The sequence below is a fragment of the Paenibacillus sp. SYP-B3998 genome, from assembly GCF_010820665.1.
GTDB lineage: Bacteria > Bacillota > Bacilli > Paenibacillales > NBRC-103111 > Paenibacillus_E.
Genome location: NZ_JAAIKC010000011.1, coordinates 71504 through 95511 on the forward strand (window position 1 = coordinate 71504; position 24008 = coordinate 95511).

The 24008-nt window shown below is 42.0% G+C and carries 20 protein-coding genes; all 20 read right to left on the reverse strand.

Annotated elements, in window-relative coordinates; translation table 11 throughout:
• Positions 1 to 512 (reverse strand): flagellin N-terminal helical domain-containing protein (locus GK047_RS29840; RefSeq protein ID WP_481856040.1); only part of this gene is annotated, 512 nt, incomplete at its 3' end.
• 152 nt (positions 513 to 664) lie between these two features.
• Positions 665 to 892, reverse strand: coding sequence for a carbon storage regulator CsrA (gene csrA, locus GK047_RS22905; RefSeq protein WP_163952133.1), 228 nt, complete (start codon positions 890 to 892; stop codon positions 665 to 667).
• A gap of 4 nt (positions 893 to 896) precedes the next feature.
• Positions 897 to 1334: a flagellar assembly protein FliW gene (fliW, locus tag GK047_RS22910; RefSeq protein WP_163952135.1), complete on the reverse strand. Its 438-nt coding sequence runs from the start codon at positions 1332 to 1334 to the stop codon at positions 897 to 899.
• 96 nt (positions 1335 to 1430) lie between these two features.
• Positions 1431 to 2012: a DUF6470 family protein gene (locus GK047_RS22915; RefSeq protein ID WP_163952138.1), complete on the reverse strand. Its 582-nt coding sequence runs from the start codon at positions 2010 to 2012 to the stop codon at positions 1431 to 1433.
• 11 nt (positions 2013 to 2023) lie between these two features.
• A complete protein-coding gene (flgL, locus tag GK047_RS22920) occupies positions 2024 to 2938 on the reverse strand; it encodes a flagellar hook-associated protein FlgL (protein WP_163952139.1) in 915 nt (304 codons plus the stop codon).
• 41 nt (positions 2939 to 2979) lie between these two features.
• Positions 2980 to 4584, reverse strand: coding sequence for a flagellar hook-associated protein FlgK (gene flgK / locus GK047_RS22925; RefSeq protein ID WP_163952141.1), 1605 nt, complete (start codon positions 4582 to 4584; stop codon positions 2980 to 2982).
• A 31-nt stretch (positions 4585 to 4615) separates the two neighbouring features.
• A complete protein-coding gene (locus GK047_RS22930) occupies positions 4616 to 5116 on the reverse strand; it encodes a flagellar export chaperone FlgN (RefSeq protein ID WP_163952143.1) in 501 nt (166 codons plus the stop codon).
• Positions 5117 to 5154: 38 nt separating this feature from the next.
• Positions 5155 to 5427 carry a flagellar biosynthesis anti-sigma factor FlgM gene (gene flgM / locus GK047_RS22935; RefSeq protein ID WP_163952145.1) on the reverse strand — a complete coding sequence of 91 codons (273 nt, stop codon included), beginning with the start codon at positions 5425 to 5427 and terminating at the stop codon, positions 5155 to 5157.
• A 113-nt stretch (positions 5428 to 5540) separates the two neighbouring features.
• Entirely contained in the window at positions 5541 to 5957 is a 417-nt protein-coding gene (locus GK047_RS22940; RefSeq protein ID WP_163952274.1) for a TIGR03826 family flagellar region protein, read from the reverse strand.
• 111 nt (positions 5958 to 6068) lie between these two features.
• Entirely contained in the window at positions 6069 to 6845 is a 777-nt protein-coding gene (locus tag GK047_RS22945; RefSeq protein WP_163952147.1) for a ComF family protein, read from the reverse strand.
• Positions 6842 to 8848 carry an ATP-dependent helicase ComFA gene (locus GK047_RS22950; RefSeq protein ID WP_240344116.1) on the reverse strand — a complete coding sequence of 669 codons (2007 nt, stop codon included), beginning with the start codon at positions 8846 to 8848 and terminating at the stop codon, positions 6842 to 6844. Before GK047_RS22950 ends, GK047_RS22945 begins: the two co-directional genes overlap by 4 nt.
• Before the next feature lie 36 nt (positions 8849 to 8884).
• Positions 8885 to 9283, reverse strand: coding sequence for a hypothetical protein (locus tag GK047_RS22955; RefSeq protein ID WP_163952149.1), 399 nt, complete (start codon positions 9281 to 9283; stop codon positions 8885 to 8887).
• Between the two features lie 94 nt (positions 9284 to 9377).
• Positions 9378 to 10103: a response regulator gene (locus GK047_RS22960; protein ID WP_163952151.1), complete on the reverse strand. Its 726-nt coding sequence runs from the start codon at positions 10101 to 10103 to the stop codon at positions 9378 to 9380.
• Positions 10081 to 11265: a sensor histidine kinase gene (locus tag GK047_RS22965; RefSeq protein WP_163952153.1), complete on the reverse strand. Its 1185-nt coding sequence runs from the start codon at positions 11263 to 11265 to the stop codon at positions 10081 to 10083. Before GK047_RS22965 ends, GK047_RS22960 begins: the two co-directional genes overlap by 23 nt.
• Positions 11266 to 11354: 89 nt before the next feature.
• Positions 11355 to 13961 carry a stalk domain-containing protein gene (locus tag GK047_RS22970; RefSeq protein ID WP_163952155.1) on the reverse strand — a complete coding sequence of 869 codons (2607 nt, stop codon included), beginning with the start codon at positions 13959 to 13961 and terminating at the stop codon, positions 11355 to 11357.
• Between the two features lie 229 nt (positions 13962 to 14190).
• Positions 14191 to 15396, reverse strand: a complete 1206-nt coding sequence (gene metK / locus GK047_RS22975; protein WP_163952157.1) for a methionine adenosyltransferase — start codon at positions 15394 to 15396, stop codon at positions 14191 to 14193.
• Between the two features lie 414 nt (positions 15397 to 15810).
• Positions 15811 to 16086, reverse strand: coding sequence for an alpha/beta-type small acid-soluble spore protein (locus GK047_RS22980; RefSeq protein WP_163952159.1), 276 nt, complete (start codon positions 16084 to 16086; stop codon positions 15811 to 15813).
• A gap of 88 nt (positions 16087 to 16174) precedes the next feature.
• Positions 16175 to 16723, reverse strand: a complete 549-nt coding sequence (locus tag GK047_RS22985) for a hypothetical protein (protein ID WP_163952160.1) — start codon at positions 16721 to 16723, stop codon at positions 16175 to 16177.
• 91 nt (positions 16724 to 16814) lie between these two features.
• Positions 16815 to 19961 carry an S-layer homology domain-containing protein gene (locus tag GK047_RS22990; RefSeq protein ID WP_163952162.1) on the reverse strand — a complete coding sequence of 1049 codons (3147 nt, stop codon included), beginning with the start codon at positions 19959 to 19961 and terminating at the stop codon, positions 16815 to 16817.
• 358 nt (positions 19962 to 20319) lie between these two features.
• Positions 20320 to 23307: an S-layer homology domain-containing protein gene (locus GK047_RS22995; RefSeq protein ID WP_163952164.1), complete on the reverse strand. Its 2988-nt coding sequence runs from the start codon at positions 23305 to 23307 to the stop codon at positions 20320 to 20322.
• Between the last annotated feature and the right edge of the window lie 701 nt (positions 23308 to 24008).

Below are 24008 nucleotides of genomic sequence, written 5' to 3' on the forward strand. Positions count from 1 at the left end.
CCACTTACCCCAAGAGCCTTAGCTCCCATAGTTGAGATTTTCAATGTCAAGGTTTGGCCAGCATTTGCACCAATGTGAATTTTCTTACCTGTAAACTTACCATCTAGTAGGTTTTGAGTATTAAATTCTGTGTTATTTGAAATACGATCAATTTCTGTAGTAAGAGCTGTAACTTCTTTTTGAAGTTCTGTACGGTCAGCATCAGTATTCGTATCACTCGCAGATTGAACTGCTAATTCACGCATACGTTGTAGGATCGAGTGAGTTTCGTTCAATGCACCCTCTGCCGTTTGGATCAAGGAGATACCATCTTGAGAGTTGCGAGTAGCTTGATCCAAACCACGGATCTGGCCGCGCATTTTCTCGGAGATTGCTAGACCTGCTGCGTCATCACCTGCGCGGTTGATGCGAAGACCAGAAGACAATTTCTCGATGTTCTTGCTAGTTGCTGCGGTGTTAACACCCAACTGACGGTGCGTGTTCATAGCTGCGATATTGTGGTTGATAATCATAATTTTTCTTCCTCCTTGAAGTTCATAACCCCACATCCATGTGGTGGTGTAATGTATTAAGTAAGGTCAATTTAGGTCGGCCGCCCTTATCTTCCTCTCTCTAATCTAGATATCGGAATGAACTTGCATAAAGTTAATAGCATTTTTCAAAGTTATTTTTTTTTAAAAAAGTCCCTCAACTTATTTAGATTAGCAGTTGGATTCGAAGCTTCTAGATTGGATTCCTTGAGTGCAACATAAATTTCTTTACGCAAAATCTGCTGTTCTTTGGGCGCAACAACCCCAAGCTTAACTACATCTCCCTCTGTACTAAGTACAATGAGCTCTATTTGATCCCCAATCATAATGGTTTCCCCAGGCTTCCTTGAAAGAACAAGCATCACTTCACTCCCCTTCGTTCTGGCTCGCTGCCACCATCAGATCCAATAACCGATGTTTCGTTCGGTATTCTGTACTGTGTAAAATAATCTGCTTTGCCTGTTTGGAGTTCTTATTGATAATAATCGGCGCTAATAGATTAATTGTTGTCTCTTGTATATGTTCATGTGTCGTCAGAATTGACCAAACCTCCACGTCGGATTGAGATTTAATCTCAAGTTCAATTTGATCAGCCGTATCTATGTGAAACTCATATTCAGCGTGAATATAGAACGGATTTGTAATTACAAAATGCATTCTGCTCTCATCTATCGATTGTAAATAAGCAACAGGATCTTCCTCGCTTGATTTAATAACAAGGTATCTTTGAAGCTTCTCGAAACCTGGGATCCCTTGAGCAAACGTTATAACTTCTTCTTCTTCATAGTTTATTTCTCCTAACATTATTGTGTCTAACAACATATTACAACACCCCTTCTGTAAGTAATAAAAATGAGCTATAGGTGCCTTAAGCAGCTATAGCTTCATTGTAAATTATGTTTAAGTTTTCATATCAATTTGTGGTGGTATAATTTCCACCTTAGGATACTGAAGCATATAAATGTCCAGCTTACCGCGATGATAATCAATTTGGGGACGATTTATCGTAACATTATGTTCCACACGAGCTGGTTGAAATTGAATAGTAAGTTCCCCAGCTTCATACCGTATGTCTATATTATCCACCGAAGCATCACCCATATACATGTACTCAGAGAAATCTATATCCTCTGTACTTTCCTTTGCCAATGCCGCAACTACATTCTCTCCAGTATGAATAGCTGCCAACCGATTGCCATCCTCAACGATCTTCGCGATACCTTGGAGGGCAATACTTCGAGACTGTGAATAGATTCGATTCATCACCTCGAGAAAAGGGCCATGTCCTAATGCATCATGCCATTTACTATTATCAATGAATAGGTGGCCCGGATTAGAATCAATCTCCATAACGGAAGGAGTCGTAATTAGCTCTTGAGTTGCTCTAGGCTGTTGGATCTCCTGTCGACCTAGATCAGCGTCAATGCCAATTTTGCCATACTGCTGACTTATTTGTATTTGCGGGAAAGATAGATTGTTCACCTAGCCTCCTCCTAGCGAAGGAAATCGACAAGAGTTGTACTAATGATTTTGGATCCTACAGATAAGGATGCTTGGTATACATTTTCATCTGTTTTAAGATTGGTAATTACTCCCGAGATATCTGCATCCTCTGTCTTTGATTGCAAAGATTGCAGATTCACACTAATATCCTGTAACCTTGATTTAGCCAACTCTATTCGGTTTGACTTTGCCCCAACGTCCGCTCTAGCTTCCAAGAATTTATCGTTTTGCGTATCAATTCGCCCAATAATTGCACTGACTTGTTTCGTGTTTCCCGCTCCAAGCGCAGAAATCAAATCTTTGAGCACTCTAAAAACATTGTCCTTCGTTCCAGGACTATTGGGATCGTCTGGCTCTCCAAACACACTATTACCGGGTTTATTCGCAGAAATTTTCACGCCTGTTCCAATTTCGAATTTAATTTCACCTTGATCGACTTTATCAGTATCAGCAGTAGCCTCCGTGTAGGGAGCTTTATCTGTTAACTGCCCATTAAACACATATTTCCCATTAAACTCACTATTTCCAATAGAGACCATTTGAGAATAGAGCTGTTGAACCTCACTAGCAATTGAATCCAACGCCGCTTTCGGGTTTGTGTCAGTAGCACCCTGTACAGCCAACTCTCGGACACGTTGAATCACACTGTTAGCTTGTCCTAGAGAAGTATCTGTATAATCTAGCCATGATATAGCTGCATCTACATTACTCTCATATTGTTCATTTTCAGAAACCTCGCTCCGATAACGAAGGGATGAGCTAATTCCCACCGGATCATCCGATGGTTTATTAATCTTCCGTCCCGTTGATAGTTCATTTTGGTGGGTATTAATACGGGTTAGGTTTGTATTAATATTTCTTAACAGTTGGTTATTGAGCATTCCCTGCGTTACTCTTGTCGCCATGTTATCGTCACCTGCTTCATTGTTATGAAGTTATTTATAGCCTAGCGTCCTACTACGCCCATACTATTAATAACTTTATCCAGCGTTTCATCGAAAGTTGTCATTACACGAGCAGCAGCATTGTATGCATGCTGAAATTTAATCATGCTGGCCATCTCTTCGTCTAACGAGACACCGCTTACCGATTGCCTTCTGGAATCAACCTGATCTACAAGAATTTGCTGATTTTTCGCTTGCCGGGTAGCCTCTTGGCTTTGTACGCCCAGCTCCCCGACAATGGATCTAAAAAACTCATCAAAAGTACCACCTGTCAAAATTGGTTTACCTGTAGCTGAAGGATCAAAATTCACTTTAGTATTTCGGACGCTTGCTAGCAAAAGTGCCATGTCATTGTTTCCCTTTACTACCTTTTCAACCCCATCGGTATCTATAAAGGTTCTAGAAGAAGAGGAGATATTAGAAACATCATTAGCAATATCCGGATTTACCGTAATGCTACTGGCATCGAAATCGGTAGCGCCTTGCTTAAGCGTAAAAAATGGAATACCCACTTTAAGCGGACTTGATGAAGCATAACCTAATTCATGAAGCCCATTAAATCCTTTTACTACTACGTTCGTATTAGGTCCCAGAGTCCTTTGGGCTAATGATCCGTTGAATGCTTGCTGCGTGGTTGTACCATCCGGATTCGCTATAGTTAGCGTTGTTCCTGCCGGTACGACCATGCCTTTCGGAAGAGCAACCTGCATATCCCCTTGAACCAATGTTTTAATCATATTATTCAACTGAAACTGGTAATTGGATACGTAATAATCGCGTGACTGAATCATTCCGTACACTTCGCCGCTGTTCAATTCAGTTCCGGCAGCTGCCTCTAACGACGCTCTGGTAAAAGTAGTATTTTGTTCTTTACCAGTAACGAGTTGGATATTACCCATTTTCACATTATAACCAGATGCATCTTCTGTATAGCTGATATTAATGATTTCAGAAAGATCATCCATTAATAGATCGCGTTGATCCCTGAGATCATTAGCGCTATCTCCAAGTCCTTCAATACGATAGATCTCTTCATTCAAATGAGAGATTTGCGATAGATACTGATTCGTTTGCTTAACCTTTACTTCAACGTTTTCCGTTAAATCGCCAGACAGATCGCTTAATTGACGCGATGTTTGATTGAATGCATCTGTCAGCGCTAGCGCCCGCTCTTTAACCAATACGCGAGCTGTAGTATTCTCCGGTGACTTACTTAATTCTTGCCAGGCATTCCAGAATCCTTCGATCGTCTGGCGGATACCCGTATCCGAAGGCTCATTAATAATAGCCTCCAATTTCTCTAGTGTATCCTTACGAACCGTCCAATCCCCTAAATTCTTATTTTCATTATGAAATTGGTTGTCTAAAAAACTCTCACGAACCCGCGTAATACTTTCGAATTCAACACCTTGACCCATTTGGCCCGGAACATTACTTCGCGATAGCCCCGGATATTCGATTGGAATGGACGCCACCATATTGACAACCTGTCTTGAATACCCTTTCGTATTTGCATTCGCAATATTATGACCTGTCGTCGTCAAGGCTGCTTGCTGCGTAAACAAAGAACGCTTAGAAATCTCTATTCCGCTGAAGGTGGAACGCATATATTCTTATCTCCTTTCATATTGGAAGTACTTAAGCCTTTGTATCGAAAACCCCTAATCTTTTCGTACCGTAAGCCTGCTGATGTGGGTGCTGATACAATACATCATCCTCCGGCGCTCCCAATACTAGATCAATTGAATAATTAATAAAAGAAAGAGATTGCTCTATCAACTGCTGATTGATATTGTTTGATGCCTTTAACTCCTTAATCGTTGCCAGTAACTTTTGCTGTGCTTGGGCAAGGGCTTGCTTTTCTTCTGCTTTAAAAATCACCTTGACGAGATCACTAACTGTGATTTTGGGATTAGGATTATACCCTCTGGAAATCAAGTATGCACTAATCAGCTGTAAGCGTTGCTGATCAGTCTCAGCAATTATTCTAATCCATTTGTTTTCTCTATTCACGATCATATTTAACTGATTGATATCGTTGCTAACGAGGACTTGCGTCTTGTCTCGAGCAAGACCGAGCAATGCCTCGTGTGCTTCCAGGAGTATACCCATCGTTTCCAATAATGGCTGAATCGACACGCTCGTTCACCTGCTTTAATTTGTTATGCCTAACTATCCTACTTCAAATAAGGAAGAAGCTTCTCTGCTATCTTACCCGCATCTACATGATAGGTTCCAGAAGCAACTGATTTTTTCAAATCTTCAAGACGAAGAGTTTGCTCCTCCGTAGGAACGCTTCCCTGAGCACCTAGCAGCTCCTTGGCTTCAGCTGAAATCTCGACCTGGTCTTTTGGTTTAGTCTTCTTGCCAGCCAATTGAACGAAATTGGCTTCACCTGATTTTTTATAAGGATTGACAGCGCCTACCCGCTGATTTTCATTAATTTTCATAACTACAACTCTCCTATGTCTCTGACATATAAAAATAAAATGCCGATAATCTTTAGAACTATTATCGGCATCGTACATATGAAACTTTATATCTCTATGGTCCTAATTCAAAATTAGCGCTTATCATTCAGTCGGTCTTGAATATTAAAGGTAATGCCGCCAGATTGCTTCTTACGTTCATCATTACGCCGCTCATCCTCTGCGTTATTCCTAACATCCTTCACCAGCTTGCTCCGGCAAGGTTCGCAAAGCGTGTTATCACGAATCAAAGTTCCACACACTTCACAGGGATAAGACATATTTGGCGCATTCATAATAGAAATTCGGCCTTCACGAATAAACTTGGTGATTTGTTTCATCGTGACATCCGTGGCTTCGCTTAATTCGTTAATCGAAGTTCCTTTATTATCACGTAAGTACTTCACACATTTCTCATATTGCTGATCTATTTCTTTTACACAATTTGGACAGACTTCATTAAAACCTTTAACAAAAATTTTCCCACAGCGCGGACAATTCGCTACATTCATGCTCATTGCACAGCCCTCCTTCTATTATTCCCATATAACGATTTATTAATTCCAGTTTACCGCAGTTCGACACGATTTGCACATTTATATTATTTCTATAGCGTCTCCCCCTTACCTCGCCCAAGTTATGCCGAAGACCTCAGCTTTCAAGCTCTCCTTGAGTACCTTAGCGCATTGATTCATGGTACTCCCAGTTGTATAGACATCATCAATGATATAGATGATTAAATGAGCATTGTTCAGCTGCTTAACCTGCTCCACATGCACAGGGCTTATCTCAAAAACCTGATGCAAATCAGCTAAACGCTCATTTCTCGTTTTGAAGCTCTGTTTATCCGTATGCTTAGAACGAAGAAGAAGCGGCACAACGGCAATGCCCATCCTGCGGCCGAGCTCAGCAGCCATTTGCTCTGCCTGGTTAAATCCTCTTTCCTTTAACCTGCGCTCGCTTACAGGAACATAAGTAATTAACTCATACGCAATACCCATGCGATTTCGTCCTGCATCTGCGCGAAGCAAGCGATAAGCGTGAACGAGCATATGTCCTAAGACCGATTTTAAACGCTCATCTCCGCGGTACTTGTATCTCGCAAGCAACTCTTTCATCGTATCGTCGTACTTTACAGCACTACGATTCCCAGCGAAATAGGTCTCCTTTCGACGCACACAGTCCTGGCAGTTCTCGCCTCGTCCACAGGAAGGACAAAGTACTTCTACAATCCAAGGAATACGTCTAAAACAAGCGCAGCACAGGCCTAGCTCTGAGCTATGTAAGTGGCTTTGTTGTTTGCACAACATACACGTATCTTTCTGTGGGCTGAGAAGTGAAAAAATTGCTTCCGCAATGCGTTCTTTCCATTTTCCAGATTTCTTTTTGTGCTCTTTCATTCATTTCCCCCTTTTAGATAACCTTGTTTCCGTGCAATACGGTTCATTTGTTTAATTTGTCGGATCGCCTCCTTTTGCGACTTTGTCATTTCTTTGGCTGCAAAATATACCATTCCTGCCGGGTCCTCCTTGGACCTCCCTGCACGTCCCGCCATTTGAACGAGCGCAGACTCATCGAATAGCGCAGAATCGGCATCTAAAATGAATACGTCCGATTGTGGAATCGTGACTCCCCGTTCTAGAATTGTAGTCGTAACGAGTACACGAATATCTCGATTCCGAAACCGCTGCACCTTATCCGTTCGATTAGGATCCTTGGAGGACGTTCCCTCCACACATACTGGAGTACCGCCCCCTTCACGCTGGATTGTAGCTCGTAGCAGCTCAACCATGGGCTCAACCAATTGAATGTTGGGTACGAAAACAAACACCTGGGCCCCTCGCTCTATGGAGATCTTAATTCTACTAAGGAGAGATTGTGGAAGCTTCTTAGCAAGGATTAATTTGCGTACAGAAGTGATAATCATCGACCGCGGAACAGGTAAGGGATGCCTGTGAAACCGTACAGGCACTCGAACGTGTGACAAGCTTCCACGCTTAGCGGCCTTTCTCACAGCATGCGGTGGAGTCGCCGATAAAAGGATATTGTTGCCGTTAGGCTTGCATACTTTGCCAGCCGCATAGGCCAACATAGGATTATTGTGATAAGGGAACGCATCAATTTCGTCAATAATAACCAGATCAAAGGCCTCGTGAAAGCGCAGCAGTTGATGCGTCGTCGCAATCGTAATCTGACCCTGTTCCCATCTGTGCTCGCTGCCTCCATATAGCGTAACTACGCTATAATTAGCAAAAGCCCGTCCAATTCGCGGCTGCAGCTCAAGCACAACATCCTTGCGCGGTGTTGCAATAAGTACACGGCCTCCTCTAGCGACGGTGTAGTGGATGAATGGGAATATCATTTCCGTTTTACCTGCGCCTGTAACAGCCCAGATTAAGAACTTTCCTGGTTCTTGAGGATTGTTAACCTTTCCTCTCCTTACCTTTATATTCTCATGCGTGTCTCCAATATATCGAAGCCCTTCCAATGAAGCTGCCGTTTGGGCCTCGCTCAATCCCCACTGATCGGTGTAAAACCGATATCTAGCATATTTGTCCTCATTGCAATGCTCATCATTGTCTACACGTGAAGCTGTTCGTCCTTGCTTTACTTTGCCTAGCTTTTCAACATCCCCTGGCTCTGGAATTCGGGTTCTTCCCACCACCAAATCATCCTTGTCTCCCTGCTTACTAGTTCTCCCAAGAATGAGCAATGAGCAAAACCGCGTCCGTCCCATTGTTAGGCACTCTTCACAGTAGGCGCAGTCCTGACCACAATTTATACAGTTAGCCCTGTACATACGCTCTGAACCGCTTCCGCATCGTTTACAGGTATAGATGACATTTTTAATGAAACCACGCCGCCACTCTCGTCTTTCCGTAATTTGCAATCCATTAGCTACTTCAACATCCCCGTTCAGATCAGCGAGCTGCACATAAGAAAGCCAAGCCTCTGTATGAAGTGCTAAGCCATGATTCTCTAATAATAATTGAAATTCTTCAATGAGCAGCGCTCTGCCACTGCAAGCTTGTACGATTTTCTTATACACACCGGCTTGCAAATCGCTTAATGGATATAAGTTTTGTTTCCACCTATCGTATTGGATAGGCTTCAAAGAGAAAGTTTCGCTCACACCGCTAACAATGCCACAGCTGGCTGCCAATCGCTTGAGTTGTTCAGTAAGTCTAGAGGTTGGTAGTTGCATATTCAACGAGGTAGTTTCGGAGGTTATCTTCTGAAGCATGCGCATAGCTTGCCCTAAAGAAATAAAAGGCTCCAGCACCACAATGCCGGCGTCGGCAGCGTGTTGTTGGAACCAATAATGAATGTCTGTATGCATATGAATCGTTGAATACCATGTCCACTTCGATCCAAGCTGTACTGCATATAGTTGACCCTTCATTCTTCACCTTGCTCTCTATAGTTTTGAAATCAGTTCCTACATAACCATTGGGATTTCTACGAGATCCTCCCGATTGATAAGATTGACGACGATCAAAGGTTCATCTTCATGAAGCAATAAATAGCGATCAATGGATTGATCATCCGTTTGGCTATAAACCTCTAGCCTGTGCGTACGTGATAATCGCTCAATGATATTCATTGTATCATCTGATGAGCTCTGATCGAAGATGATAGCGGTCACCCCCGTACTTTTAACTCGCGAAAAAAAATACAAAGAGCGAATATACCATTCAATCTGATTTTGATTATTTTTTGTAACTAAAAGAACTCTTGAATGCTTCTTGCTTCCACCTCTGCGGGCTCCGAACAAGATATGAAGCACAGCAATGCTGATTCCGTAGCAGCCTACGATCCAGAGCAATCCGATCCACATAGCGGCTCCCTCCCTTTCTGCATTGTATGCCATCGAAGGAGGGGGGGTTCCTATTCACGATTGTTTAGAAATGCCGCGCTTTTTTAACTTCTACTTATAAGGTTACCCAACCGTTCTTAATCGCTATAATAACTGCTTGAGTACGGTCATCAACTTCCATTTTTTGTAGAATACTGCTGACGTGATTCTTCACCGTTTTCTCGCTAATAAAGAGGAATTCCCCAATCAGCTTATTACTCTTGCCTTCCGCCATCAGGCGAAGCACTTCGGCTTCCCGTTTCGTTAGCGGACTATTTGCATTATGTATGTATTTCAAACCTGAATCTTTCACAGCTTGACCAGAACCAACGATACCAACATCATCAAGGTAGGTCATACGTCTCAATTGATTGATCAACTTGCCTGTAACCTTAGGATGTATGTAGGCATGGCCTGCCACGACGGAACGTATCGCGTTGATAAGCGACTCCGCTTCCATATCCTTAAGTAAATAGCCAGAAGCCCCTTTGCGAAGCGTCTCGAAGACATAGCTTTCATCATCATGAATGGATAAAATAATGACTTTCACATCTGGGAAAATGAGCTTCAGCCGCTCAGTAGCCACAACACCGTTCTCAAGGGGCATATTGATATCCATAAGAACGATATCTGGTGTGATCTGATTGCACAGCTCGATGACTTGAATGCCATCACCGCACTCCCCAATGACCTCCATGTCGTCTTCCATATTGATAATTCGTTTTACACCTTCGCGAAAAAGTTGATGATCATCCGCAATCACAATGCGCACATTGCGTTTATGACTCGCCGTGTTGTCCATTCTGATTTTCCTCCTTGTTCTCTGTGCCGCCGATAGGGATCAGCATCGTAATTTTTGTACCCGAATCTTTTTCAGACTCTAGAACCATCGAGCCTTCCAGCAGCTCGACACGCTCACGCATGCCTAGCAAACCGAAATTATTCCCCTTGGCTATTCGCTGCTCTGTCTGTGCCACATCAAAGCCTACCCCATTATCAACCACATAGATTTGCACTTGATCGGGCTCTAATGTCAGCTCAACAGATACGAAAGTGGCTTTCGCATGTTTAATCACATTCGATAGAGCTTCCTGCACCAGTCGGAAAACGGCAATTTCAAGCCCGGATGGAATACGAGATTCCCTACCTACCAGATTGAATTGCGTGCGAATTTTGTTCTTCTCCTCGAAATCCTGCACATATTTGCGCAGCGTAGGTACAATACCTAAATCATCGAGTGCCATTGGGCGGAGATTGAAGATAATCTTGCGAACTTCTTCAAGTCCCCCTCTGACCTGGCCCTTCAAATCTACTAATTCTTCTTTGACTGCTGGAATATCCTGCTTGACGAGCATACGTTGCGCAATTTCTGTGCGAAGCACGACATTGGCCATCGTTTGAGCCATCCCATCGTGAATCTCGCGTGCGATCCGTTTTCTCTCTTCCTCTTGAGCCAAAATAATTTTCAAACCGAGCAGTTGTCTATTTTTGGCGGATTCCAATATACGGGTAACTTGATTCAGATCCCCTGACAAATACTCCAGCACAACATTCATCTGAGAGACAATGGTCTCTGCCCGTTCTACCTGCTTGTCTACATTTTTAACTCGCTTCTGTAAGTCATTGCGACGGGTCTTGAGATGACTCTCTTTTTCCCTAGCAATAGTGAGCTGCAGTTGGAAACCGATGGCGGCTTCATAGGCAGTTTTGATGTCATCTTCACGATATTTGTTGAAATCTCTGCTAACCTCTGTTAACCGAATACGAGACCGCTTGTAGTCCTTCTCCAGCTTGTCCACCAGCTCTATAGTGACACTTGTTTCATCCTTAATATCCTCTAGATCACGAGCTAGCGTCTCTTTCTCTAGACGGGATGTTTCTGCTATTTCAAAAATTTGATACTTACTGCTCTCCATGACGTTAATGGCGTTTTTAATGACACGATCTATAGCGTCCGGTTGCAATGGGAACAAGCTCCTTTTATGAAAACGAAATTAGTCTACCCCATATTGTATCATAATTCTAGTCATTTGAAGTGAACTAATAGCACTATTTATTCGAGGGTAATCCCTTGGTTTTTGGGTTCCCAGCCTACTTTCCAGCCCAATTTCTCAGAAACTAGTCTTAGAGGCACCATCGTTAGATTATTCATAATACTTGGCGCTACCTCAGCTGTTACTCGATCTCCATTTACCAACAGGTCAGGATTATCAATCCACAAATCGATGAGCTTATCACCGCGAATAATCGTTACCTTGCGCTCTTTGTCATCCCATTTAACATCCCCGCCTAATGCCTCTGTTACAAAACGAATCGGAATCATCGTGTTATCCTTAACAATCGTTGGCGCTTGTTCCAAAGTAAGTGACTTATCGTTCAAAAATACTTGCTTCTTATTCACTGTAAGCTTCACCGAATTTTTAGGTAATGTAGGCATTTGTCCCTTATAAATAAAAGAAATATCGTCGATGTTAATTTTCCCTTTAGCCGCTCTTTCATCCTGTCCAATAGCTGGGTTCGCTACATAGACGCTCTTCAATTTTACAGGAAATTTTAAATCTGACATATCCGCGGTAACCTTTTTCCATCCAGTCCAATCTGTACTATCAGTAAAACTTCTCAGCTGTTGTTTGCCATCGGCATCCTCAAATTCAGCACGTACCCAGTTAAAGCTTCCGTCACCGAGTACTTTAGCCGTAATAAATTGCGGTTGACCCTCAATTTGAACACCGTTTGTTCCATCAAATCTGGCATATGCTGCTTTAGTTCCCGTTCCCTTGGTGAAATCATAGGCAATTTCCAAATTTTTGTTACCCGTATTTTCTTGCACGACATTGACACTTGAAATGACTTCCGCAGGATATTTATCTCCTGTCGTCATGACTGCATTTTTATCAAGATCGTACCAAACCTTCTCCTGCCCAACTGGCAAAGTAACCATCGTACTATAACCATCGTATCTCGCAATTACCTGAGCCGCCTGACTGCCTACAGAGCTATCTACGTGCAGAACGCCATCTTTGATCGTGCCTTTAACACCTTTTAGTTCCCATTGCGCTGACGCTGCTGGTAACTCTCTCGATATCCCACTCTTCGTAGTCACGGACAAAGGCAACCTAAAGTCTCCTCCCTCTGTCAGCGAGAACGAGCCTGCACTAAATTTCAAAGAGGAAATTTGGTCTCTTCCTACTACTTCGACATCCATCGTCGCTGAGCCCTTGCCTGATTTAGCAATAACTTGTGTTTTGCCTATCTGGGTTGGCGTGAAAACATTATTTTTAAACGTCCCATTCGCTGTGGAACTGCTCCACTCGGGGACAATAGCATCTACTGCAACTGGATTATCATAATCATCGTAAGCTTTAAATTGATAAGTACTAGATTCATTCATAAATAAAAGCTTTTGACCTTTTAAGATAAGCCCCTTTAACTCGCCCTTAGGCGCAGTCGTGTAAACGCCAACTCCATTAGCAATTGCACGCTGATTGCCGTACTCCGTTTTATTCGTTAATTTCGGATCAAACTCACCTAGTGGTCTGGTGACCATCTGTGTCGAACCACCACCATCTAGAACCATGCCTCTCCAAACACCTGCTTGAATCATAAACTGCTGAAGCTCCGGAAGCGTCATGCCCTTGCTGCTGCCACTATTGTCCGATGTAATTAGATACGCTGTCTTGAAATCCTTGGAGTAGCCCATTGCCGTTCTTGAGCGCGGAGTATTTCCGTCAAATTCGTTAATATTTCGAGTAAAATAACTTGGTTTGGCGTCATCTACAAGCAGGGTATTGCCACCAATCATCATCTTGAAATTTTTCCAATCATACGTCTTGGAAGCGTCGTGAGGGACCATATCATATTGGGTTGTGATCGGATCTCCAACTTTAAGATGATTCACAATGAAATCACGTGCCAAGCCTGAACCTCTTAGAATATAACCATCTTCAGGCGCAATCATCCTGATATTCGTATCTACTGCAATTTCTTTCACTACGCCATTCTGCACAAGCACCTCAGTGGGAACGTTCGTTCCATCAACTGCACGCTGTGTCATCGCCCAAGCCTTCGTATACAAAAATAGACCATCAGCGATCAGGGCCACGCCGTTATCATCCCAATAAAAGGTCTTATTCACGCCACCCAAGTCAAAAGATGTTCCATCTTTTGCTTTTACTGTTCCTTGGAAATCAAAAATATCAATAATGGGTTGGTTATCCTTCGTTATTGCAAATGAATACAATCCAGAAATTTTTGCAGGGGTAGCCATCACTTGTCCATTCGTGATTTGCGCTCCCTCCGGTACACCTTCTGCTTTTGTATTAAAGAAGTCACCATTCACTCCAGCCACGGCTCCCGTGTCCTTAGCCATACCGAGTACACTCTGGTTCTTCGTAAATTGATTTTTGGTTCCAGCCATTGCGTCTATTTTTACATTCGGATTCGTTAAGTCTACTTCAATGACATTCGCATTCACAGAAACATTCTTAGTGCCTCTCGTTGTTGTCCATACATAGTTTTTGAGAATAGCGCCAGATGTAATCGACTCCTGCGAACTCAATGTTAACGTCGGCCCCGCGGCGTAAACCGCCGTTCCGGCTACCAATTGCCATGCTAATGCGCAAGCCAGCGCACCTATACCTATTTGTTTCTGCACCTTCATGTTGCTTCTCCACACTCCTCTTTCAGTCTAAGTCTAGTATTTATCTTAATAGATACCTATATAGACTCTAAAACTATGGAAAAAGTTACGAAAATCATAGTGTGGAAATATGTTGTATTTATACAGCAAAAAAAGGTAACCTTTCGATTACCCCAAAACTTATAAATTCTTATATGTCAAAAAAGGCCGCTCGTCTTAGTGACGAACTGCCTTTTTCTATTCTATAAAATTAAGAGAGTGCTTGCACTTTTAAAGTCGCAGCCTTATCTGTACGCTCCCAAGGAACATCCAGATCGTTACGGCCAAAGTGACCGTATGCAGCTGTTTGACGATAAATCGGACGACGCAAATCAAGCTCTTTAATGATTCCAGCTGGGCGCAAGTCGAAGTTTTTGCTGATCAATTCAACAAGCTTCTCTTCGCTAACAGTACCTGTTCCAAACGTATCAACAGCAATAGATACTGGTCTAGCAACACCGATTGCATAAGCAAGCTGAACTTCACATTTCTCAGCAAGTCCAGCAGCTACGATGTTTTTCGCAACATAACGAGCCGCGTAAGCACCAGAACGGTCAACTTTCGTTGGATCCTTACCGGAGAACGCACCGCCGCCATGACGAGCATAACCACCGTAAGTATCAACGATGATTTTACGACCTGTCAAACCAGCATCCCCTTGAGGCCCGCCGATAACGAAACGGCCAGTTGGGTTGATGAAGTAGTTCGTATTCCCATCCAAAAGATGTGCAGGAACGATTGGATTGATAACATGTTCTTTAATGTCTTTTTGGATTTGCTCCAAAGTAACATCTTCGCTGTGCTGAGTAGATACGACAATTGCATCAACGCGAACAGGCTTGTCGTCGACGTATTCAACAGTAACTTGCGTTTTACCATCTGGGCGTAGGTAAGGAAGCGTTCCATTCTTACGCACTTCGGTCAAACGGCGAGCCAGTTGGTGAGAAATCGAGATCGGCAAAGGCATAAGCTCAGGCGTCTCGTTTACCGCAAATCCAAACATTAGACCTTGGTCGCCTGCTCCGATTGCTTCAATTTCCTCATCTGACATCGTACCTTCTCTTGCTTCGAGCGCTCTGTTAACGCCTTGTGCAATATCAGCCGATTGTTCGTTCAAGGAAACCAGAACTGCACAAGTTTGGGAGTCAAAACCAAATTTCGCGCGCGTGTATCCAATTTCTTTAATGGTTTGTCTGGCAATCGCTTGAATATCTACATATTCAGAGCTGGAAGAAATCTCACCAATTACCAAAACCAAACCAGTTGCTACAGAGACCTCACATGCTACACGAGCATTTGGGTCATTGGCCAAAAACGCATCCAATACCGAGTCAGAAATTTGGTCACAAATTTTATCAGGATGACCTTCTGTCACGGATTCGGATGTAAATAAACGACGTCCACGTACTTGCGCCATATCATCCATCCTCCTAATCAAATCTTAGTATGTTTGAAAAGCTTTTAATCGATGCCTATATGAGAAAACCTCTAGCGAGGTCATTCAAAGATGAGCGACCGCGTTTATGATAGGTTTTATCGCCAATAAGAAAGAAAATTCCAAAAAAAGAAACTTATACTTTCTCGAAAATGGACCAGGCTTTGCATCAGCTTTTCACGCCAAACGGAATCTTCTTCTTTTGCGCTCATGCGCTACAAAAAATACGACTTGTCCGAAATGGTAAAAATAAGTGCATCTCATAACAAAAAAATGAACCTTTCCCGATTGGAAAAGGTTTGAATAAACATTGACCTTCAATAAATTATCTTACTTTATTTGTCCGCTAGTGTCAATGAAACGTATGTTAAGATTTTAGAAATAATGCCAGCCAAATCAGAGAGTAAACAGAACTTCCTCGGCCTTTTGGATCAGCCGTTTAGTAATCGTTCCGCCTACTGCTCCCGCATCTCTCGAAGAGATATGTCCCCAGTAATCTTCCTTAATTGAACTAGAGGGAATTGCCCCTAATTCCGTCGCGAATTCCGTGTCTGCATCGAAGGCAAAGTGCTTACCAACAGGTAATCCAAGCTCTGCCGCGATTTCATACTTAAGGATATCCAGTGCCTTTTTCGACTCGGGAACCACTTTGATGTTATTGCTTCTAGCCATATCATCGCCTCCTCAAATGTGGGTACATCCTTAGTATGGCTGGTTCCTCGAAGTCGAAACGGATAAGATCTTGTCAACATGGGTAAAATTATGGAGTAGTCGTACTTCCATCTGCATTAAGTAGGACGTAACTGCCACGCACCATGACATAAATGTCAGCCGTATTCTTCGGAACTGGCTTAATTCCTCGTCCATCGCGCGGGAAAATCAAAAGATGATTCGTCGCGATCTCCGTACCTGCGGCAATATCCTTGCCACCGGTCACGTCGGGAATCCCGTTTTCGTCAGTGCTCACGGCAATTACCTTGCCAGAGCGAACAATAAATTCAGCGCCAGCGCTCGCGAATAACGTTTGTCCCGCTTTCAGCTGGACAACGGTAATCGCCGCTGGCGAAGAAGTTGAGCCTCCGTTGCTCCCACTATTAGGCTGGCTTCCGCCAGTATTGGCCGTGATCGCGGAGGCAACGATCTCTTTCACCTTGGCTTCGCTTAAGGTGTTCTGGTCGAAGTAACTTTTCGTAATTACCGGGTCCGTTGAGGAGCCGGGGGTTGGGGCTTCGGCTTTCGTTATAGATAGAATCGGAGAAAATAATAGTACGGATCCTAGCAGAACTACTTTGATTAGTTTATTTCTCATCTGTGCACCCCTTAGCTCAAAGTGAAAATCAAAAAAAAGAAAGAGGCACGAATGCCCCTTTCTATTTTCAACACTACATAGTAGCCAATAATTATTGGTTAGTTACGTAAGTTGTTACTTCTTTACCGTTACCAGTAGTTGCTTTAAGTGTGAAGGAAGTTGCTGTTGTTTTTGTCCAGTCGATTGCACCAGTTTGGCTGTTGATCTCAACTTTTGTACCCTCAGGTGCTTCAACAGTGTATCTTACTTGCAGCAATTTGTCATAGTCGTTTAGTTCTGCTTCATTGTACTCAACACCATATTGATCCACAATTTTAAGATCCATGTATTTCCAAGCAAGATCTAAGTGACCAGCTTTTTCATACTTCTCTTTACCAGTAAATTTATCAGCAGTAGGTGAATCCGCCTTAACCTCTACGTTAAACGAAGTTGTTTTGTAGTTGCCTTTAGCATCTTTGTAAGTAACTGTAATATCGGCTTTACCTGCTTTGTAACCAATTACTTTACCAATACCACCATTAGTATTTGTTTCTTTAGCTACTGCAGCAAGGTAAGTAGAGCTGGATACAGATGTAACACGATCTGATGAAATTGCAACATCATCACCAGAGGAATCTTTTGCAGTTACTTTGATGTCTCTAGCTACAGAAGATGTCAAAGCATCTTTTTGGTTTGCAGCAAGCAAGTCGCTATCAATAGCTGCAAATAAGCTAGTTGGCTTATTAAGCGCATATGTCAAGTCAACAATTTTAGGGTCAATGGAAGTGAAATCTCTAGTAGTCGTTGCAACTTCTTTACCAACATCGGAACCACCAACATATTTCAAAAGAGAAACTTTCAATGTTCCTTTTCCATAAACATTTGCAGACGATTTAAAGGTAAATCCATCATTGAAATTAGAGAAGTCACCTTTAGTATTGTAGTAATATACACTCGATACTTTACTTGTCCCTGGCAATTGAGAACCCAAGAATGATTCATTTGAGTCTTGACCAACCACTGAAATTCCTGACAAAACTCCTGCACTATTTGCCTCATTTGTCAATTCAGCATACACACGGTAAGTTACACTCTGTCCATTTTCAATAACAGCAGTTTTGCCATCATATGCTTTACCGAATTGGTCACGAACTTCAATTTTAAAGTCGGATTTTCCACCAAGAACAGCCTTTGTTTTGTTTTTGTCAACAATGTACAAAGAATCAGCATAACGAGCTTTACCAATTTTGATTTGTTTGCTGATATTGCTGTTTACATTTGCTGTCGCGATGTAAGCATTCAGATATGCAATGCTGTCAGCCGGTCCGCTAAATCTAGCAATTTTGATTCGACCTTTGTGTTGGCCACTTTTAACGATTGAAATTGCTGGAGTAGCAGCATCTAGAGAATCAATGTTAGAACCAGACAAATGAATTCTTGCATCTGTTCCTTTATCATCTTTACCCGCATTTTCGTTACTTGCGATGTCATCTTTGGACAATTTATTGCCGCTTGCATCGTAAGCAATTAGATCAATGTATTTATCTGTATCTCCAGTTGAGAAATCTTCAGTAAGATCACCAAACTCAATTTTTGTAGCAAGTTTAGTGGAACCAACAGTGAATTTACCTGTTGCTGTCGAAGAACCAGAATAAACAGTAACTGTGTAGTCTCCAGCTTTATCTACATTGCCCGTCAGGGACAATTTGATTTCGCCAAAACCATCATTGTCAAAGTCACTATAGCTCTCTGCAGTTTTAACTTTCTCTTCATACGGAGCTACCATAACATTTACATTGCTAGTTGTGGAGTTCTTAGCATCATCATAAGCAACAGGGTTTCCATATTGATCGTACTGATTCATAGGGAAAATAACTGTTTCACCAGTTGATGAGAGAGCTTTCTTATCGTTGCTGTATTTAGGTTCGCCAAGTTCAAGTTTGGATACGAAAGGAACAGTACCAAGTTTGAATGTCTTTTGAACGCTGATACGAGTATCGTTTTCATACACATAAACTGGAATCATTGTCATTCCTGGGCTAGTTGTTGTAGTCGATCCAACTGCGTTCAGCGTATCAACTTTAAGAATCAAGTTACCTTCAGTATCTTTAACCAAGTTAGAATCAAAACCAGAAACTACAGCAGTAAAGCTGCTAGCTGACTTGGAAACTGGCTCATCATATTGGTTTTTAGCAGACAATTTAATTTGAGCTTTCTTTGTTTGTGCAATTGTATCGGATGCAGAAGCAAAATCAATTTTCTTAACTACTTCAGCTTCACCTTTGAAGGATGCAGTTGCTGTTCCTAGGGATGCAGCATCAATTCCAGAAAGAGCTACACTGTAGTCGCCATCTGTGATCTTAACTTCTGTCAAAGTCAGAACTACTGATTTCTTGTCATCAGCAAATTTAGCTTCTGTTTTAACATCAACTGAACCTTTTTTCAGGGCAACTTTAGCTTTTTCAATGTCTACTGGTTTGTTGAAAGAAACTGTAACTTTTTTAACGCCAGTAGCTTTCGCTGCAGTTACGGATACTTTACCAACTGGAACGTATTGTTGTTTAGCTTCATAAGCGCCTGTCAAAAGCAAGTCGCGAGTTGCGTTGGATTGACCACCGAATTTGCCATCAGTGCCAGCTGGAAGAAGTTTCAATTCAAGCGCCAAAGCTACATAACCTTGTGCCCAATCGGAAACTGTTGCATCTGTACCAGTTTTAGCTTTAGCATCAGCGTCTTTACCAAGAACGCGAACCAAGAAAGTAGCTAGTTGTTCTTTAGTTACTTTACCTGCTGGGTTGTAAGTGTTTGCGCCGTAACCATCAGTGATTCCAGCTGTTTTCAAAGCTTCGATGAAAGGAAGTGCATAACCGTTAGCTGCATCGTCGGATTTAACGTCGGAGAAGCTGGAAGTTTTCAGGTCTTTGTTTACATCGATAAGAGTAATCAAAGCTGCAACTTTCGCGAATTGTGCACGGTTCATTTCTTCTTTCAGACCAAACGTTGTTTCGCTTGTTCCGTCGAAGATACCAGCGCTAATTAAAGCGTCAAATTTCGCTTTTGTAGCTGCGTCAAGATCTTTAAGATCTGTGAAATCAGCAGATGTTTTACCAAATGCTACGGAAGAAAACATGGATAATGCCATTGCTGTAGAGAGAACTACGGATAAACTTTTTTTCATAACCTTTTTTTCTCCTCCTTGAATATCTTGGGTTTTATTTTTTAGGTTTCTTGAAGCAATATTTGAGCTCGATTCACTCATTGTCCGGTTCACCCCCTTTCCAGAGTTGAGCACAATATATAACTAAGTTCTCTTGCGACACTTTAGTCACATTTGAAACTAGTAAACTAATCCTTGGAAAAAACAGAGAGTCACACCAAGGTATATTATACATTGGTAGAAATCTGTCGTAAAGACTTTTTTTAGAATCTCAAACCAATAATGTTTTAAACACAAACTTTTTATTGTTTACTTGTTTTCAAAGTATTAAACGCAGCGCACAAAAAAAAGTTGCGTTATTCTAAAAAAAGTTTTCAATAATTTTTCCATCCTTGGATATTTCGCATTTTTCAACGCAAAAAAAGAAGACGCACTAGGCGCCTTCCTTTCATTAAATCGATTATTGGTGAGTTACATACGTTGTTACTACTTTACCATTAGCGGACATTGCTTTCAGCGTAAAGCTTGTGGAATCATTCAACGTAATTTGACCAGTCACACTGTTTATTGTCGCTGCAGTACCACCAGCTGGCGTCACCGCATCTTCAAGTGTGTAACGGATTTGAGTAAGTGCATCATAGGCATTAATTTCTGTTGTTGTATACTCAACGCCGTACTGATCTACTACTTTCAGATCCATGTAATCGTATGCGTACGTTTTATTTGTAGTGCTAGTGTAATCCTCATCAGCTGTAAGCTTGTCAACAGTAGGAAGCTCGTCTTTAACCTCTACTTGGAAGTTAGCTGTTTTAAAAGCATCTTTTGCATCCTTGTACATAACGTTTACTGTTGCTGTGCCTTTTTTGTTACCCATAATTTTACCGTTACCACCATTGGCATTGGTTGGCTCTGCAACTACTGCATCGTAACCTGAGCTTGTAATCGATGTAATTCTGTCTTCTGAAATCGCTACGTCATTACCTGCCGAGTCTTTTGCAGTAATCTTCACGTCTCTTGCAAGGGATGAAGTCTGAATGTTAGCCGCTGATTCATCAACGACTGAGCTATCAATCGCTGCATACAAGGTAGCAGGTTTATCAAGACCATAGGTCAGATCTACATTTGCTGGATCAAGTGCTGTAATATCTCTGGACAGGGTTTGAACTTCTTTCCAGTTCGCGCCACCATCTGTGGATTTTTGCAGAACTACTTTCACTGTTCCTTTTCCGTATGAACCTGCTTCTGTTTGGAATTTGAGCCCTTTATTGAAGAGATCAAATTTATCACTAGTAAACGTGTAGTGTTGACCGTTTGTAAGTGTACCCAGAACCGCTGTTGTCTCAGCTTCTTTACCGGTTAAAGTAACTGCTGAGTTAGCGTCAGCTGTGAAGTCAACGTATACAGAGTACGTTACATTGCTGGAACCTTCTGTAATTGTTCCTACAGAATCAATCTTCTTGCCATATTGGTCGCGAGCTTCGATTTTGAACTCAGAATCAGCTCCCAATATTGCTTTTGTTTTGTTCTCATCAACCATTTTCAAGGAATCAGCAAAGCGTGCTTTACCGATTTTGATTTGTTTGCTGATGTTGCTATTTACATTTGAAGTTGCGATATAGGCATTCAAGTATGCAATGCTATCTGCAGGGCCTGTAACTTTAGAAATTTTAATTTGACCTTTGTGTTGGCCATCTTTAGCAATGACTGGTTGTTCTACATTAGAACCAGAAAGTTTGATTCTATCGATGTTTTCCGCGCTCACCATATCATCTTTGGAAAGCTTCACTCCGTTTGCATCATAAGCAATCAGATCGATATATTTATCTGTATCTTGTGTAGCAAAATCTTCTGTCACTTCACCAAACTCAATTTTTGTAGCCAATTTGCTCGAACCGATTGCAAATTTACCAGTAGCGCTTGCTGAGCCAGCGTACACAGTTACGTTGAAATCTCCGCCTTTGTCCACATTGCCTTTCAAAGACACTTTCACTTCTCCGAAGCCACTGTTATCAAAGTCGCCGTATTCAGTCGTAATGTGCTCATCGTACGGGCTTACAATCGTATTGATATTGCTTGCCACATTATTAGCATCATCATAGGAAACAGGGTTTCCGTATTGATCAAACTGATTCAAAGCAAATGTTGCTGTTTCGCCAGTTGTCGTAATCGATTTCTTGTCACCGCTGTATACAGCTTGACCAAGTTCGATTTTCGAAACAAACGGCTGGGAACCTAGTTTAAATGTTTTTTGTGCACTGATACGCGTATCGTTGTTGTACACATAGACAGGAACCATCGTCATACCTGGGCTTGTATCGGATGTAGCGCCAACCATTGTCTTGGTGTTGATTTTAACTACCAGATTACCTTCGCTATCTTTTACAAGGCTGCTGTCAAAACCGGAAACAACGGCTGTGAAGTTGCTTGCAGACATATCAACTAATTCATTGTATTGGTTTTTAGCAGCAAGCTTCACTTGCGCTTTTGTTGTTTGTGCAACTGTATCGGAAGCAGAAACGAAGTCGATTGACTTAACGGACTCAGCTTCACCTTTGAAAGTCGCTGTTGTTTTATCTACAGCAGCTGTATCCAGGCCTGAAAGAGTTACTGTGTAATCTCCTTCCCCTACCTTTACATCAGTCAACGTTAGTACAGCAGACTTCTTATCGTCAGCAAACTTAACCGTCGTTGCTACATCAACTGTACCTTTTTTCAAAGTCATTTTCGCTTTATCAGTTTCTACTGGCTTGTTAAACGTGACTTCTACTTTTTGTACGCCCGTTGCTTTTGCACCTGTTACAGATACTTTACCAGCCGGTACGTACTGTTGTTTAGCCTCATAAGCGCCTGTCAGAAGCAAATCGCGAGTTGCGTTAGCCATGCCGCCAAATGTGCCATCAGTGCCATTGGAGAGCACTTTCAGTTCAAGTGCAAGCGCTACATAACCTTGTGCCCAGCCGGAAACCGTTACGTCTGTGCCTGTTTTCGCTTTTGCATCTGCGTCTTTACCTAGCACACGAACCAAGAATGTAGCTAGTTGTTCTTTAGTTACTTTACCAGCAGGGTTATATGTGTTTTCGCCGTAACCATCCGTTACGCCAACTGTTTTCAAAGCTTCGATGTAAGGAAGTGCATAACCATTTGCTTCGTCGGTTACACTAACGTCAGTGAAGCTCGATGTTTTCAAGTCTTTGTTGATATCCAATCCCATGATCAAAGCCGCTACTTTCGCGAATTGCGCACGGTTCATTTCTTCTTTCAGACCGAACGACGTGTCGCTTACGCCGTCGAAGATACCAGCACTGATCATCGCATCGAATTTCGCTTTCGTTGCTGTATCAAGATCTTTCAGATCGTTGAAATCTGCGGATGTTTTACCGAATGCTACGGATGAGAACATCGAAAGAGCCATTGCGGACGTTAATACGACGGATAAAGTTTTCTTCATAAGGGTTTGTTTCCTCCTAATATTTTTAAAGTTTTTTGTTATAAAAACTTATAACCAACGGGACGACTTTCCTTTTCAAACACTTTAGCTCAGAACAGTCTATCAAATAAGTATGGATTATCGTGTAGACATTCGTATATGAATCGTTCATCACCTCGGCTACAAACTTAGTATACTATCTTCTATACCTGATTTCATTGATAACAATTTTCCAATTGTTTCACACCCAACAAGCACTAACTGAAGCCCTAATAACATTCAAGGGACGTAGTCGCCAGCGATTTATTACACTAGCACCTCTTACTTCTCCCATAGAGCAAGCTTACTACCTATTTATGAACAAACTGAGAATAGAAACTGAGCAGTAACTAAAAGTTAGCTTAAAATAACCTGAAAAAACCGGATTCAAAACTGACGAAATTCGGCTTAGGTCGTGTAAATAGCTATATAACTCATTACAACCGCCTCTATAATGAGTTCATTGTTTTTTTACAATTTCTTCACAAATTACTGATCGCAGTTTGAATGCCCCTTCATTCAACACCACAATATTCAAATATATCTATTAATAAAATAGAGATTCTTTCGGATCTTGAATTATGATTAGCGCTACTTTAGGGGATAGCTGAGATACCCCTCGCTACCCTTTTGCAGGATATAGTTTCATATTTTCAACGCAAAAAAAGGAAGACGCACTAGGC

Coding starts and splice junctions, on each gene's coding strand:
- csrA (WP_163952133.1), bottom strand. CDS start 892: ATGCTTGTTCTTTCAAGGAAGCCTGGGGAAACCATTATGATTGGGGAT.
- fliW (WP_163952135.1), bottom strand. CDS start 1,334: ATGTTAGGAGAAATAAACTATGAAGAAGAAGAAGTTATAACGTTTGCT.
- flgL (WP_163952139.1), bottom strand. CDS start 2,938: ATGGCGACAAGAGTAACGCAGGGAATGCTCAATAACCAACTGTTAAGA.
- flgK (WP_163952141.1), bottom strand. CDS start 4,584: ATGCGTTCCACCTTCAGCGGAATAGAGATTTCTAAGCGTTCTTTGTTT.
- flgM (WP_163952145.1), bottom strand. CDS start 5,427: ATGAAAATTAATGAAAATCAGCGGGTAGGCGCTGTCAATCCTTATAAA.
- GK047_RS22940 (WP_163952274.1), bottom strand. CDS start 5,957: ATGAATGTAGCGAATTGTCCGCGCTGTGGGAAAATTTTTGTTAAAGGT.
- GK047_RS22945 (WP_163952147.1), bottom strand. CDS start 6,845: ATGAAAGAGCACAAAAAGAAATCTGGAAAATGGAAAGAACGCATTGCG.
- GK047_RS22950 (WP_240344116.1), bottom strand. CDS start 8,848: ATGAAGGGTCAACTATATGCAGTACAGCTTGGATCGAAGTGGACATGG.
- GK047_RS22955 (WP_163952149.1), bottom strand. CDS start 9,283: ATGTGGATCGGATTGCTCTGGATCGTAGGCTGCTACGGAATCAGCATT.
- GK047_RS22960 (WP_163952151.1), bottom strand. CDS start 10,103: ATGGACAACACGGCGAGTCATAAACGCAATGTGCGCATTGTGATTGCG.
- GK047_RS22970 (WP_163952155.1), bottom strand. CDS start 13,961: ATGAAGGTGCAGAAACAAATAGGTATAGGTGCGCTGGCTTGCGCATTA.
- metK (WP_163952157.1), bottom strand. CDS start 15,396: ATGGCGCAAGTACGTGGACGTCGTTTATTTACATCCGAATCCGTGACA.
- GK047_RS22980 (WP_163952159.1), bottom strand. CDS start 16,086: ATGGCTAGAAGCAATAACATCAAAGTGGTTCCCGAGTCGAAAAAGGCA.
- GK047_RS22985 (WP_163952160.1), bottom strand. CDS start 16,723: ATGAGAAATAAACTAATCAAAGTAGTTCTGCTAGGATCCGTACTATTA.
- GK047_RS22990 (WP_163952162.1), bottom strand. CDS start 19,961: ATGAGTGAATCGAGCTCAAATATTGCTTCAAGAAACCTAAAAAATAAA.
- GK047_RS22995 (WP_163952164.1), bottom strand. CDS start 23,307: ATGAAGAAAACTTTATCCGTCGTATTAACGTCCGCAATGGCTCTTTCG.